The organism is Stutzerimonas stutzeri (assembly GCF_024448715.1).
Taxonomy (GTDB): Bacteria; Pseudomonadota; Gammaproteobacteria; order Pseudomonadales; family Pseudomonadaceae; genus Stutzerimonas; species Stutzerimonas stutzeri_AR.
Window position 1 is genome coordinate 1 of the sequence record NZ_JAMOHZ010000001.1, and the last position, 13,774, is coordinate 13,774.

Annotated in this window: 12 protein-coding genes and 2 pseudogenes; 10 read left to right on the forward strand and 4 right to left on the reverse strand. The window is 62.0% G+C overall.

The window, feature by feature from the left end:
• Both NAV33_RS00005 and NAV33_RS00010 read left to right on the forward strand, forming a co-directional pair.
• Positions 1 to 268, forward strand: a pseudogene (locus tag NAV33_RS00005) (hypothetical protein); the annotation flags it as partial.
• Between the two features lie 25 nt (positions 269 to 293).
• Entirely contained in the window at positions 294 to 1,100 is an 807-nt protein-coding gene (locus tag NAV33_RS00010) for an HpcH/HpaI aldolase/citrate lyase family protein (protein WP_255975613.1), read from the forward strand.
• A 168-nt stretch (positions 1,101 to 1,268) separates the two neighbouring features.
• Here the strand turns inward: NAV33_RS00010 and NAV33_RS00015 are convergent, their stop codons facing one another.
• The 4 genes from NAV33_RS00015 to NAV33_RS00030 form a co-directional block, all read right to left on the reverse strand.
• A complete protein-coding gene (locus NAV33_RS00015) occupies positions 1,269 to 2,609 on the reverse strand; it encodes a short-chain fatty acid transporter (protein ID WP_255975615.1) in 1,341 nt (446 codons plus the stop codon).
• Between the two features lie 134 nt (positions 2,610 to 2,743).
• Complete coding sequence (locus tag NAV33_RS00020; RefSeq protein ID WP_255975617.1) at positions 2,744 to 3,925, reverse strand: acetyl-CoA C-acetyltransferase; 1,182 nt, start codon at positions 3,923 to 3,925, stop codon at positions 2,744 to 2,746.
• A gap of 77 nt (positions 3,926 to 4,002) precedes the next feature.
• The gene (locus NAV33_RS00025) at positions 4,003 to 4,662 is read right to left on the reverse strand and encodes a CoA transferase subunit B (protein ID WP_255975619.1); all 660 of its coding nucleotides are present in this window, start codon (positions 4,660 to 4,662) and stop codon (positions 4,003 to 4,005) included.
• 25 nt (positions 4,663 to 4,687) lie between these two features.
• Positions 4,688 to 5,386 (reverse strand): CoA transferase subunit A, encoded by a 699-nt coding sequence (locus NAV33_RS00030; RefSeq protein WP_255975621.1) that lies wholly within the window; start codon positions 5,384 to 5,386, stop codon positions 4,688 to 4,690.
• A 160-nt stretch (positions 5,387 to 5,546) separates the two neighbouring features.
• Here NAV33_RS00030 and NAV33_RS00035 point away from each other — a divergent pair, with 160 nt between their 5' ends.
• The 8 genes and pseudogenes from NAV33_RS00035 (at position 5,547) to pcaF (ending at position 13,591) form a co-directional block, all read left to right on the forward strand.
• Positions 5,547 to 6,446, forward strand: coding sequence for a LysR family transcriptional regulator (locus NAV33_RS00035; protein ID WP_255975623.1), 900 nt, complete (start codon positions 5,547 to 5,549; stop codon positions 6,444 to 6,446).
• Between the two features lie 145 nt (positions 6,447 to 6,591).
• Positions 6,592 to 6,687 (forward strand): annotated as a pseudogene (locus NAV33_RS00040) (AraC family transcriptional regulator); the annotation flags it as partial.
• A gap of 236 nt (positions 6,688 to 6,923) precedes the next feature.
• Positions 6,924 to 7,061: a hypothetical protein gene (locus tag NAV33_RS00045; RefSeq protein WP_255975625.1), complete on the forward strand. Its 138-nt coding sequence runs from the start codon at positions 6,924 to 6,926 to the stop codon at positions 7,059 to 7,061.
• 180 nt (positions 7,062 to 7,241) lie between these two features.
• Positions 7,242 to 9,173 (forward strand): hybrid sensor histidine kinase/response regulator, encoded by a 1,932-nt coding sequence (locus NAV33_RS00050; protein WP_255975627.1) that lies wholly within the window; start codon positions 7,242 to 7,244, stop codon positions 9,171 to 9,173.
• Between the two features lie 210 nt (positions 9,174 to 9,383).
• Positions 9,384 to 10,226 carry an IclR family transcriptional regulator domain-containing protein gene (locus tag NAV33_RS00055; RefSeq protein WP_272887172.1) on the forward strand — a complete coding sequence of 281 codons (843 nt, stop codon included), beginning with the start codon at positions 9,384 to 9,386 and terminating at the stop codon, positions 10,224 to 10,226.
• A 511-nt stretch (positions 10,227 to 10,737) separates the two neighbouring features.
• Complete coding sequence (locus NAV33_RS00060) at positions 10,738 to 11,595, forward strand: CoA transferase subunit A (RefSeq protein ID WP_255975629.1); 858 nt, start codon at positions 10,738 to 10,740, stop codon at positions 11,593 to 11,595.
• Positions 11,595 to 12,389, forward strand: a complete 795-nt coding sequence (locus tag NAV33_RS00065; RefSeq protein ID WP_255975631.1) for a CoA-transferase subunit beta — start codon at positions 11,595 to 11,597, stop codon at positions 12,387 to 12,389. The genes NAV33_RS00060 and NAV33_RS00065 overlap by 1 nt, the downstream gene beginning before the upstream one ends.
• Positions 12,386 to 13,591, forward strand: coding sequence for a 3-oxoadipyl-CoA thiolase (gene pcaF, locus NAV33_RS00070; RefSeq protein WP_255975633.1), 1,206 nt, complete (start codon positions 12,386 to 12,388; stop codon positions 13,589 to 13,591). The genes NAV33_RS00065 and pcaF overlap by 4 nt, the downstream gene beginning before the upstream one ends.
• Positions 13,592 to 13,774: the final 183 nt, after the last annotated feature.

Here is a 13,774-nt window from a genome sequence, read left to right on the forward strand (position 1 = left end):
CGGCGCCACGGCGATCGGCTGGAACGGCGTTTACCTGTCCGAAGTCGCGCGCCTGGCGCCGCCGGGCACGGCGGGCCTGTACACGGGCGGCACGCTGTTCTTCACCTATTTCGGCGTGGTCGCCGGCCCACCATTGTTCGCCCTGATCGCCGAGGCGAGTGGTTCGATGGCCAGCGGCTACGCCACCTTCGGTGCGTTGCTGCTGGCCATCGGCCTGCTGCTCGGGCACTTCGCCCGGCGCCCGTCACCTGCTACCGGCTCGGTCTGAGCCCGAGTCGTCCCACGGAGGAAACATGTCCGCACGGTCCTATCTGTTCGTTCCCGGCGATCGCCCCGAGCGCTTCGACAAAGCCTGCGCCAGCGGCGCCGACGTGGTGATCCTCGATCTCGAGGATGCCGTCACGCCCGAGCGCAAGGACGAAGCACGTGAGGCCATTCGCGAATGGCTGACCCAAGGTGGCCGCGGCTGGGTGCGCCTGAATGGCACCGACACGGCCTGGTATGAAGACGATTGCAGCCTGCTCAACACGCCGGGTTTGCTCGGTGTGTCGTTGCCCAAGGCGGAAACCGCCGAACAGCTAAGCCGGCTTGCCGAGCGCCTTCCCGAGCCGCTGCGCATACTGCCGATCGTCGAGACCGCTCGCGGCATCTGGAATGCGGGCGAGCTAGCGGCGGCGCCGAAGGTGGAGCGATTGGCGTTCGGCTCGGTGGATTTCCAGGTGGACACCGGCATCGTTGGTGACGCACACGAGCTGCTGTATGCCCGCTCGCGGCTGGTCCTCGCCTCGGCGATGGCGCGTATCGCCGCGCCGGTCGATGGCGTGACCGTGCAACTCGATGATCTCTCAAGGCTCGAGGCCGATGTGCTCGATGCGCGACGCATGGGGTTTGGCGGCAAGCTCTGCGTGCACCCGCGTCAGGTCCAGCCGATAAACCAGGGCCTTCTACCGGCGGCGGAGGAGGTGACCTGGGCGAGCGAGGTCATGGCTATTGTCGAGGCGCACGAAGGCGTCGGTGCCATCAGCCTGAACGGCAAGCTCATCGACTTGCCGGTGATTCTTCGCGCTCGACGTATCCTCGACAGCGCCGCAGCGGCCTGAGCCCCGATGGCTCAGTACGCTTTACCGATCAACAAATCGTTCGGCTGAACTGCGCGCCCCGCTCAAGCAGGCGGCCGAGCGGCTGTTTGCCGAACGTGACGGGCTGTTCGAGCAGCGGGGACGGGATGCGCCTGAGTCGTTCGCATCCCGTCGCCGATCGGTAGCGATTCAGCCGAGGAAATAGAAGCAGCCAGAAATGACCAGGCCTGAGTACACCAGGATTAACAGGCAATAACCCATGATGTCGCGCGCGCCGAGGCCGACGATGCCGAGAATCGGCAGCGCCCAGAACGGCTGGATCATATTGGTCCAGGCATCGCCCCAGGCGATCGCCATCGCCGTGACCGCCGGGCTCACGCCGAGTGCCTGGCCTGCGGGCAGCATGACGGGACCTTGAACCGCCCATTGGCCGCCACCGGACGGTACGAAAACGTTAACCAGACCGGCGCTAAGGAAGGCCAGCATCGGGAACGTATCGGCCGATGATGCGGCGATGAACGACTCGGTGATCTGCTTGCCTAGCGACAGGCCGTCGGCGTTGGCACCGACCATCATGCCCATGATCCCTGCGTAGAACGGGAACTGGATGACGATGCCGCTGATCCCGCCGATGCCATCCTGCACCGCACGCATGTAGCGTTCCGGCGAACCGTGCAACAGCAGGCCGATGAACAGGAACAGGCCGATGACGATATTGAGCGTCAGGGCGAAGCCGTTCTCGGCGAAGTAGTAGACGAAATACACCGCGCCCAGTGCGACGATGATCAGGTTGAGAATGCGGCTGTCGTCCATGCGCTGGGCCAGCGTCTCGCGCGGCAGCGGCTGATGTTCCGGCTCTAGCAGCAGCGCGGGATCGGCGACTTTCGGCTGCTTGGGGTGCATGGCCCAGTTGAGGAGGGGCAGACCGATGACCAGCAGCGCGATGATGGTCAGGTTGAGCGTGGTGAACAGTGTGTCGCCGACGCCGATGGCACTGGTGATCACCCCACCGGTCATGCGCTCCAGATCCGCGCCGCCAGTGGCCAATGACAGCGGAACCGAGCCGGACAGGCCGCCATGCCAGATGAGAAAGCCGGAATACGCCGCCGCTACCAGCAGCGGATAGTCGACGCCTTTGACCTCACGGGCCAGCGCGCGGGCGAACACTGCGCCGATTACCAGGCCGAAGCCCCAGTTGATCCAGGAGCCGGCCAGCCCCACCAACGTGACCAGCACGATGGCGCGGCCTGGGGTGCGTGCGATGGGGGCTAGGCTCGCGAGTGCGCGGTGAATCGTTGGTGCGCTGGCCAGCGCGTGGCCGGTGACGAGAATCAGCGCCATCTGCATGGCGAATGTCAGCAGCGTCCAGAAGCCCGTGCCCCAGTGCTTCGCCATCGCAGGGACACCCTGGCCGGTGACGAGCATGCTGGCCGCCAGCACGATGAGGCTGAGGATAATGGCGAAAACGAAGGGTGAGGGTAGGTATCGCTGTACGAGCTTTACGCTCAGAGCGGTAATGGAGCCAAGCATGGTTGTGATCCTGTGTTGTTTTCTTTGTTATGAGCGGCGCGCGTGCGTGGCGCGCGCCGTTACTTCATCGATGTATTTCAGGCGGTTTTCAGAAGTAGCGTGTGGAATGCTCCCTGTGATCTGGCGAGAGTCGTTCAGTTGCGTTCGATCGCCAACGCAACACCCTGACCCCCACCGATGCACAGCGTGGCGAGCCCCTTCTTCGCGTCGCGGCGAATCATTTCATGCAACAGCGTGACCAGGATTCGGCAGCCCGAGGCGCCGATAGGGTGTCCGAGGGCGATGGCGCCGCCATTGACGTTGACCTTGCTCGCGTCCCAGCCCAGTTCCTGGCCGACCGAGAGCGCCTGAGCGGCGAAGGCTTCGTTGGCTTCGATCAGATCAAGCTCGTCCAGTGACCAGCCGGCCTTGTCCAGGCAACGACGGGTCGCCGAAACCGGCGCGATGCCCATGATCGCGGGGTCCACGCCGGCATTGGCGTAAGCCTTGATCCGAGCCAGTACTGGCAGGCCGAGTGCGTTCGCCTTATCCGCGCTCATCAGCAGCACCGCCGCGGCGCCGTCGTTGAGGCTGGAGGCGTTGCCGGCGGTGACCGAGCCATCCTTTTTGAAGGCGGGCTTGAGTTTGGCCAGCGACTCGGCGGTAGTGCCGGCACGTGGTTGCTCGTCGGTATCGAAGCGCAACGGTTCGCCCTTGCGCTGGGGAATCTCGATCGGGGTGATTTCGTCCGTGAAGCGTCCACCCTCGATAGCGGCGACGGCTTTCTGCTGCGATGAAGCGGCGAAGGCATCCTGCGCCTCGCGGCTGATGCCGTACTTGTCCACCAGATTCTCGGCGGTGATGCCCATATGGAAGTCGTTGAAGGCATCCCACAGGCCGTCGCTGATCATCGAATCGACCAGCTCGGCGTGGCCCATGCGCAGGCCTGTACGAGCCTTCGGCAATACGTAAGGCGCCAGGCTCATGTTTTCCTGGCCGCCAGCGATGATGACTTCGGCATCGCCGCAACGGATGGCCTGGGTCGCTAGGTGCAGTGCCTTGAGACCGGAACCGCAAACCTTGTTCAGCGTAAAGGAGGGCACTTCGTGCGGCAGGCCGGCCTTGACCGAGGCCTGGCGCGCCGGATTCTGACCGGCGCCGGCGGTCAGTACCTGTCCGAGGATGACTTCATCGACCTCGGCGGGATTCAGCCCGGTCTGTTCGAGCAGGCGCTTGATCACGGCGGCGCCCAGGTCCGGCGCGGCGATATTGGCCAGTGCGCCCTGGAAGGCGCCAATGGCGGTACGGGTAGCGGCAACGATTACGACTTCTTGCATGGCGAATCTCCTGGATTCAAAACGGGAAAAGCCCCGCGTGCGACAAGCGCATCACGAGGCTCCGAAACGACTCGGGATCAACCGAACTGCATTTCCGGTACATGATCCGGTACCACCAGTTCACCAGCGGTCTTGGCGACGATTTCCTCGACGCTTACGCCCGGCGCGCGCTCCTTGAGGACGAAGGCGCCGTTCTCGATTTCCAGATAGGCCAGATCGGTCAGCACGCGCTTGATGCATCCCGCACCGGTGAGCGGCAGCGTGCATTTGGACAGCAACTTGGACTCGCCGTCCTTCGACGCATGGGTCATCAGCACGATGATGTTCTCGGCGCCAGCGACCAGGTCCATTGCGCCGCCCATGCCCTTGACCAGCTTGCCGGGAATCATCCAGGAGGCAATGTTGCCCTGTACGTCGACCTCGAACGCGCCGAGTACGGTGAGGTCGATGTGGCCGCCGCGAATCATCGCGAAGGATTCGGCGGAGTTGAAAATGGAGGCGCCGACGCGCGCGGTGACGGTCTGCTTGCCGGCGTTGATCATGTCGGCGTCAAGCTCTTGCTCGGTGGGGAATGCACCCATGCCGAGCAGGCCGTTTTCCGATTGGAGCATCACTTCCATGCCCTCGGGCACGTAGTTGGCGACCAGCGTCGGAATGCCGATGCCAAGGTTCACGTAGTAGCCGTCCTGCAATTCGCGGGCGACGCGCTGGGCCATCTGTTCGCGGGTTAAAGCCATGGTCTTGACCTCTTCTTATTTGTAGTCAGCTGCGGACGGTGCGCTTTTCGATGCGCTTCTCGAAGGTGCCGCAGATGATGCGGTCGACGTAGATGCCGGGCGTGTGGATCTGGGTGGGGTCGATCTCGCCGGGTTCAACGATTTCTTCGACCTCGACCACGGTGATCTTCCCAGCGGCTGCGGCCAGCGGATTGAAGTTTTGCGCGGTGTGGCGGTAGATGACGTTGCCGTAGCGGTCAGCCTTCCAACCCTTGACGATGGCGAAGTCGCCGATGATGGCGTGTTCGAGAATGTGCGGGCGACCGTTGAATTCGCGCACGTCTTTGCCTTCGGCGATGGGCGTGCCGTAGCCGGTCGCTGTGTAGAACGCGGGAATGCCGGCGCCGCCAGCGCGCATCTTCTCGGCCAGCGTGCCCTGGGGCGTCAGCTCGACTTCCAGCTCGCCATTGAGCAGCTGCTTTTCGAACAGGGCGTTCTCACCCACGTAGGAGGCGATCATCTTGCTGATCTGCCGGTCTTCCAGCAGTACGCCGAGACCGAAGCCGTCGACGCCACAGTTGTTGGAGACCACCGTCAGGTCGCGGGTGCCCTTGCGCTTGATCTCGGCAATGAGATTTTCCGGGATGCCGCATAGACCGAAACCGCCAGCCAGTACGGTCATGCCGTCCTGTAGCCCGTCGAGGGCTTCGGCATAGGTGCTGACGCGCTTGTCGAAACCAGCCATAAACCATTCCTTCTTGTTGTTGGAGACGCATGAATCGTTGCGCTCGAGTGTTCCCGGTGAAAAGTAATTTGTTAAGTTGATTTTTAAGCGTTATTAATTGGCTAAACGAAACAAAGCGCTGACAACGCTGCTTGTCATGCCTCCAACCGGATCGAATTCAATGACCGTCAAACAACTACGGGCCTTTCTCGCGGTTGCGCACACCCTGAGCTTCGCCCAGGCGTGCGAGCGCTTGCATCTCTCCCAGTCGGCGCTGAGCCTGACTATCAAGGCGCTGGAAGATGGACTCGGCGGACGTCTGTTCAGTCGCACCACCCGTGCCGTGAGCCTGACGCCGGAAGGCGAGGCGCTACTGCCGCTGGCGCGACGCTTACTCGCCGATTGGGAAAACGCCGAGGACGAGCTGCGCCAGCGCTTCACCTTGAAGCAGGGGCGAGTCGCGCTGGCGTCGATGCCGTCGTTCGCTGGCAATCTGTTGCCCTCGGTCCTGCGAACGTTTCGCCAGCAATACCCGTCGATCAGCGTCACGGTGCACGACGTGATAAATGAACAAGTGATGGATATGGTCCGCGATCGGCAAGTGGAACTGGGCATTGCCTTCGAGCCCGAATCGACCACACCGCTGACTTTCACCCCGCTCTATATCGACCGATTCGTGGCAGTGGTGCCTGCCGATTCGCCGTTGGCCGACCATAGCGAAATCGCCTGGCAACAGCTGCTGGAGCAGCCCTTCATTGCCTTGCAGCGGCCTTCGAATGTGCGTTTCATGCTCGAAGACCACCTACGCCAACGCGGACGCAGCCTGCCGGCGCAGTTCGAAAGCCATCAGTTGGTAACGGTCGGGCGCATGGTCGCCTGCGGGCTGGGCGTCAGCGCGGTTCCCGCATTGTGCCGCGAGCAGATGCTCGAACTTGGCGCCCGTTGTGTTGCGCTAAGCGACCCGGTAATCGAAAAACCGGTGGGTATCCTGACCAAGCCCGGTCACGAGCTCTCGGTCGCGGCCCAGGCCATCGCCGATACATTGCGTGCATCGACGGGTTATCCCGGCGCAGCGGGCTGATTCGCCGAACCGCCCGGCGCGCCGGGTGTTCCGCTGGTCGGTTGGAGACAAAAGCGTGCGGTTACCGGACGGGCTGATGCTGGTCATGCATGCGATCTGCCGTGACTACAGGTTGCAAATTCGGCAAGCTCGACCTGTGCCGGCCGAGATCGCCATGGATTTTGGTTTTCTACACCTCGGGCGCTTCTCGGAAACCTACAAGAGCGCTTTCGGTGAGCTGCCGTCCGATATTTTGCGCAAGCATACTAGCGCCGTCCTTTCAGCATCTCTCTATATGTATGGTCGTTGGGTCGTAACCTCGCCAAGATATTTGGTAGCGGCGCCCAGCCTTCTCGCTGCGGCACCTCAGATACAACAGCCTGCCGACGCTCTCGCGCTGCCGTATCTCCGTTTCGCCTGGCTGGCCGCCGGTGCTTCCTGGTACTGACGCACAATGCCGGGACGACCATCAGGATCACGCCGAAAGGCCGCCATAGAATGAACAGCTCAATGGCGATTCGCGAAGTTCTGCTATTCGGCGCCGGGGGCGGCTTCGCACCAGCCTGGCCGGGCACGTTACTGCTGGAGCTTCTCGAGCAACGCGTACCGTTTCTGCCTGGCTTCGAGCGGCTCTAGCAAGCCTTTGAAATCTGGCTACATTAAAGATCATCGAGGAAAAAACCGACCAGCATGATCTGTGATAGCTCCCGCATCGTTCTATACCGCACTGTTTGTCGCGTCACGGTTGCTGTGCATTTCATTTCTTCGCTGCACCGGTCATAATCCTGACTAAATCGCTCGGATTTAGGTATTTCAATGCAGAACACGGCATCTTCGGATATGTCGATTACGGCGCAAGAGCGTTATCGGCTGTTGATTGATGCAGTGACCGATTACGCCATTTATATGCTTAACGTCGATGGCAGAATTGCAAGCTGGAATGCCGGTGCGCGGCGCTTCAAGGGATACGAAGAAGCTGAAATCATCGGGCAGCACTTCTCTCGTTTTTATACCGACGAAGACCGTGCCGCAGGACTGCCCCAGCGTGCGCTGTCCATTGCAGCAACCGAGGGTCGCTTCGAAGGAGAGGGCTGGCGTGTGCGCAAAGATGGCACGCGCTTTTGGTGTCACGTAGTGATTGATCCTATCTGGTCACCCACTGGCGATCTGCTCGGCTTCGCCAAGGTCACTCGCGACCTGACCGAGCGCAAGCTGGTTGAGGAATCGCTGAAACAGAGCGAACAGCAGTTTCGCTTGCTGGTGCAGGGCGTCACTGATTACGCCATCTACATGCTTGACCCGACAGGGCGGGTGACCAACTGGAACATGGGCGCCCAACGCATCAAAGGGTATCTGCCCGACGAGATTATCGGGCAGCACTATTCGACCTTTTTTACCCCCGCAGACCGGGAGAATGGCGCCCCGCAGCGCGGTCTCGATACTGCATTGCGTGAAGGGCGGTTCGAAAGTCAGGGCTTGCGTGTGCGCAAGGACGGTTCGCACTTCTGGGCCAGTGTGGTCGTCGATCCTATCCGCAGTGAGACGGGCAACCTAATAGGTTTCGCCAAGATTACTCGCGATATCACCGAAACCGTGGAGGCCCAGCGCGAGCTGGAAACGGCACGGGAAGCGTTGTTCCAGTCACAGAAGATGGAGTCCCTGGGCAGACTGACCGGTGGCATCGCCCACGACTTCAACAATCTCCTCATGGCCGTGCTGGGAGGGTTGGAGATCGTGCGCCGGCGATTGCCTGATGACCCGAAAATCATCCCGTTGCTGGACAACGCCATTCGCGGCGCTCAGCGCGGCATATCTCTATCCCAGCGCATGCTGGCCTTTGCGCGACGCCAGGATCTCAATCTCGAGCTGATCGATGTACCCGCTCTGGTGCGTGATATGGCCGACCTGCTTCAGCAGTCGCTCGGCCCTCGGATTCAAATCGAAACCCGTTTTCCCCTCTCGCTCCAACCCGTCCTGGCGGACGCCAACCAGATGGAACTGGCGCTTCTCAACCTGGCGGTGAACGCCCGAGACGCGATGCCGGAGGGCGGCACCGTCACCATTTCGGCTCGTGAGCACCGGCTCGACTCGAAGGAGGGGGCGCTGGAACCCGGAAACTATCTGTGCCTGGCCTTGGCGGATGAGGGCGAAGGTATGGACGAGATTACGCTCGAACGTGCAACGGAGCCGTTCTTCACCACCAAAGGGGTCGGCAAAGGCACGGGGCTGGGACTCTCGATGGTTCATGGCCTTGCCGCGCAGTCGGGTGGCGGTTTGGTGCTCAAAAGCGAGAAGGGGCGCGGGACTACCGCTGAGTTGTGGCTGCCGCTTGCCACAGGTGAAGGCACGCCGGTTGAAGCTGAACAGTCACAGGCGTCTGAGTCGCATTGTCCTGTGGGGCTCAGTGTACTGGCGGTGGATGACGACCCCCTTGTGTTGATGACGACCGGCGCGATGCTTGAGGAGCTTGGCTGCCATGTGTACGAGGCGGAGTCAGCAAAGAAGGCGTTGGAAATTCTCGCGCAGAACAGGGTTCAGCTGGTGTTGACTGATCAGTCCATGCCTCAAATGACCGGCACGCAACTCGCCGAAGTCGTCAGGCAGCGGTATCCAGACCTGCCGGTGATTCTTGTCACTGGTTATGCCGACCAGCCAATCGGGCTGGCAGGCGAACTGCCCAGGCTCGGCAAGCCGTTCACTCAGGATGACCTGGCGCAGAGCATTGCCCTCGTGATGAGCCAGTCCTGACGGCTAGCCCCCGACCTGGGTGGCCTCAGCGATCAACGTGGACTCCGGCTGGACGTCCCGTTTGTTGCTTTCCGTTCCCCCAAAAAAATCCTCGGCGTAGCTGCGTCCAATCGCCGGACTGCGCTCTGCAGAACGTCTTGACGGTGGGCTTTGCGATTATCGACCATCGGGACGATAATCGAACAACGCTCCCCGACAAGGCTGTCTGCCATGAACGACGAATCCCATTCCCGAACTACGCCGATGGCGCCGGCAATCATTGCTTCGCCGGCCAAGCGCATTGAAGCCTTCACAGGCGATCCGAACTTCATGACTTCGCTAGCCCGTGGGCTGGCGGTGGTGCATGCGTTTCAAGAGCGCAAGCGTCATCTGACCATCGCGCAAATCAGCCATCGCACCGAGATTCCCCGCGCGGCGGTGCGTCGCTGCCTGCACACACTGATCAAGCTCGGCTATGCCACCACCGACGGTCGCACCTATTCGCTATTGCCCAAGGTGCTGACGCTGGGCCACGCCTATCTGTCGTCCACACCGCTGGCCGTGACCGCGCAACCGATTCTCGACCGCCTCAGCGATCAGCTGCATGAGGCCTGCTCGATGGCCACACTGGAAGGTGACGAGGTGCTTTATGTGGCCCGCTCGGCGACGCCGCAGCGATTGATTTCGGTCGATCTGAGTGTAGGCAGTCGATTGCCGGCCTATTGCACGTCGATGGGTCGGATATTGCTGGCGGCGCTGGATGATGCGGCGCTGGATGATTACCTCGACCACGCCGAGTTGCAGATCAAGACCAGTCGCACCCTGCACACGCCCGAAGCTATCCGTGCTTCGATTGCCGAGATTAGGCAGCAGGGTTGGGTGATCATCGATCAGGAACTGGAAGTCGGGCTGCGCTCGCTCGCGGTACCGCTGAAGGATTCTGCCGGCCAGGTACTCGCCGCGCTGAACGTCGGCACGCATGCCGGTCGGGTGACCCGGCAAGAACTGGAAACGCGCTTTCTGCCGGTGCTGCTGGAGGCAAGCAAGGAGTTGAGCACGCGGCTGTTTCATTGACATCGGCTCGGCATGCGGGTCGATGAAGCGTGACCCGACCTGCAACTCTGGTCCAGCTGCCGTCACCGGTGGGCTGAAGCCCACCCTACAACGCTGCACGGAGTAGAACCGTAGGGTGGGCCGGGCGGCGCTCCGCTTCAGCCCACCGCAGCGAGAGGCGAGCCGGGAGCTGAGCACGCGGCTGTTTCACTGACGTCGACGCCGTATGCCGGGTCGATGAAGCGTGCTGTCACCGGTGGGCTGAAGCCCACCCTACAACGCTTCAGCCCACCGCAGCGAGGACGGTTTTTTACCCAGCCGATTGGGCTGGATGATCGCTGGAATGAACGTCCATCGTAGGTCGAATTAGCCGAAGGCGTAATCCGGCGATCCGAAGGAGTGAGCCAATTAATCACTGTTCGAATACCGAACAGTTAATCGATTATCGGATTGTTCTGCCTCAAAACCATGGTTAGTGTGGGTCGTAAGCACCGATTCGTTCGTGCATTCGATACCAACACGAGACTGACCCATGGCCGAGCTCCTTTCACTACACGAAGCAATTGATCGCTTCGTCAGCAATGGCGACACCGTCGCCCTTGAAGGCTTCACCCATCTGATTCCCACCGCCGCCGCTCACGAAATCATTCGTCAGCGCAAGAAAGAGCTGACGCTGGTGCGCATGACCCCTGACTTGGTCTATGACCTGCTGATCGGCGCCGGTTGCGCGAAGAAGCTGATCTTCTCCTGGGGCGGTAACCCCGGTGTCGGCTCGTTGCATCGCCTGCGCGACGCGGTAGAAAAGCAGTGGCCGCAGCCGCTGGAGATCGAAGAGCACAGCCACGCAGACCTCGCCAACGCCTATGTTGCCGGCGCTTCCGGGCTGCCGTTCGCGGTGCTGCGTGCCTATCTCGGCTCCGACCTGCCGAAGGTCAATCCGATGATCAAGTTCATCCAATGCCCCTTCACCGGCGAAACCCTCGCGGCGGTGCCGAGCGTGCGCCCGGACGTCACCGTGATCCATGCGCAAAAGGCCGACCGCAAAGGCAACGTGCTGATCCAGGGCATCCTCGGTGTGCAGAAGGAAGCCGCGTTGGCGGCCAAGCGTTGCATCGTCACCGTCGAGGAAATCGTCGATGACCTTAATGCTCCGATGAACGCCTGCGTGCTGCCGACCTGGGCGCTGACCGCTGTCTGTCTAGTGCCGGGTGGCGCCCATCCGTCCTATGCGCACGGTTACTACGAGCGCGACAACCGCTTTTATCAGCAGTGGGACCCCATCGCCCGCGACCGCGACACCTTCAACGCTTGGATCGATGAGTTCATCCACGGTACCGAAGACTATTCAGCGTTTCAGGCCAAGCTGGCCGCGCAGCAGGAGGCCAAGTGATGAGCGCTCACGCCAATGACTACAGCACTAATGAAATGATGACCGTGGCCGCTTCGCGTCGCCTCGGCGATGGCAGCGTCTGTTTCGTCGGCATTGGGCTACCGTCCAAGGCCGCCAATCTGGCGCGCTTGACCCATGCGCCGGACGTCGTGCTGATCTACGAATCCGGCCCGATCGGCGCCAAGCCCTCGGTATTGCCGCTGTCCATCGGTGACGGTGAGCTGGCCGAGACCGCCGACACCGTGGTGCCCACCGGTGAGATCTTCCGCTACTGGCTGCAGGGCGGGCGCATCGACGTCGGTTTTCTCGGCGCGGCGCAGGTGGATAAGTTCGGTAACATCAACACCACGGTGATCGGCGACTATCACCAACCGAAAGTTCGCTTGCCAGGGGCGGGCGGGGCGCCGGAAATTGCCGGGTCGGCCAAGCAGGTGCTGATTATCCTCAAGCAATCGCACCGCACCTTTGTCGACAAGCTGGCGTTCATTACATCCGTCGGTTTCGGTGAAGGCGGCGATCATCGCAAGCAACTCGGCCTGCCGGGCAACGGGCCGGTCGGAATCATCACCGATCTGTGCATCATGGAGCCCGAAGCCGGGTCCAACGAATTCGTGGTGACCTCGCTGCACCCCGGCGTGACCCGCGAGCAGGTGATCGAGAACACCGGCTGGGCCATCCGTTTCGCCGACAACCTGGGCGAAACTTCACCGCCCACCGAGACTGAACTGGTTGCCCTGCGCGCCCTGGAGGCCCGCACGGCTGCCGCCCATGGACAATCTGGAGGTGACGAGTGACACGCGAAGTCTTTATCTGCGACGCCGTACGCACACCTATCGGCCGCTTCGGCGGCGCGTTGGCCGCGGTGCGTGCCGACGATCTGGCCGCAACCCCGATCAAAGCGCTGCTGGAACGCAATCCGCAGCTCGATCCGGTTGCCATCGAAGAAGTTTTCATGGGCAGCGCCAACCAGGCTGGCGAGGACAACCGCAACGTGGCGCGCATGGCCGCGCTGTTGGCCGGGTTGCCGGAAACCGTGCCGGGCGTGACCCTGAACCGCCTTTGCGCCTCGGGCATGGATGCGGTGGGCAGTGCCTTCCGCGCCATCGCCTGCGGCGAAATGGAGCTGGCGATTGCTGGCGGCGTCGAGTCCATGACCCGAGCGCCCTACGTGATGGGCAAGGCCGACACGGCGTTTGGCCGCACGCAGAAGATCGAGGACACCACCATCGGCTGGCGCTTCGTCAATCCAAAGATGAAGGAAATGTACGGCGTCGATGCCATGCCGCAGACCGCCGATAACGTGGCTGAGGAACATAAGATCAGCCGCGAGGATCAGGATGCGTTCGCCCTGCGCAGCCAGCAGCGCACCGGCAAGGCACAGGCCGCAGGCTTCTTCGCTGAAGAAATCGTCCCGGTGGTGATCAAGGGCCGCAAGGGCGACACGGTTGTCGACACTGATGAACATCCGCGCCCCGACACCAGTGCCGAGGCGCTGGCCAAGCTCAAGCCGGTCAACGGCCCCGACAAGACCGTCACCGCCGGCAATGCGTCGGGCGTCAACGACGGTGCGGCGGCGCTGATTCTCGCCAGCGCCGAAGCAGTACAGAAATACGGCCTCAAGCCGCGCGCCAAAGTGCTCGGCATGGCTAGCGCCGGCGTCGCGCCGCGTGTGATGGGTTACGGCCCAGTGCCGGCGGTGCGCAAGCTGTGCGAGCGGTTGAATATGGCCGTAAGTGACTTCGACGTGATCGAGCTGAACGAGGCTTTCGCCGCTCAGGCGTTGGCGGTGACACGTGATCTGGGTCTGGAAGACGACAGCCCGAAGGTCAACCCGCAGGGCGGCGCGATCGCACTGGGTCATCCGTTGGGCATGAGCGGTGCGCGCCTGGTCATGACCACCGTACACGCCTTGGAAAAGTCCGGTGGCAAGCTCGGCCTGGCGACCATGTGTGTCGGCGTGGGGCAGGGGTTGGCGTTGGTTGTCGAGCGGGTCTGACTTCTTACGCGAAGGATGGTGGGCTGAAGCCCACCCTACGGCTAATCAAGCTCCGGTAGGGTGGGCTTTAGCCCACCGTTCTTATCCCATCACCGCATACACGGTCTTTGATGGATTCCTCATGCCGCGGCACGCCGCAAGCCTATCTTTTTCGCTCTTGCGACTACCTTTAGATCGACTTCC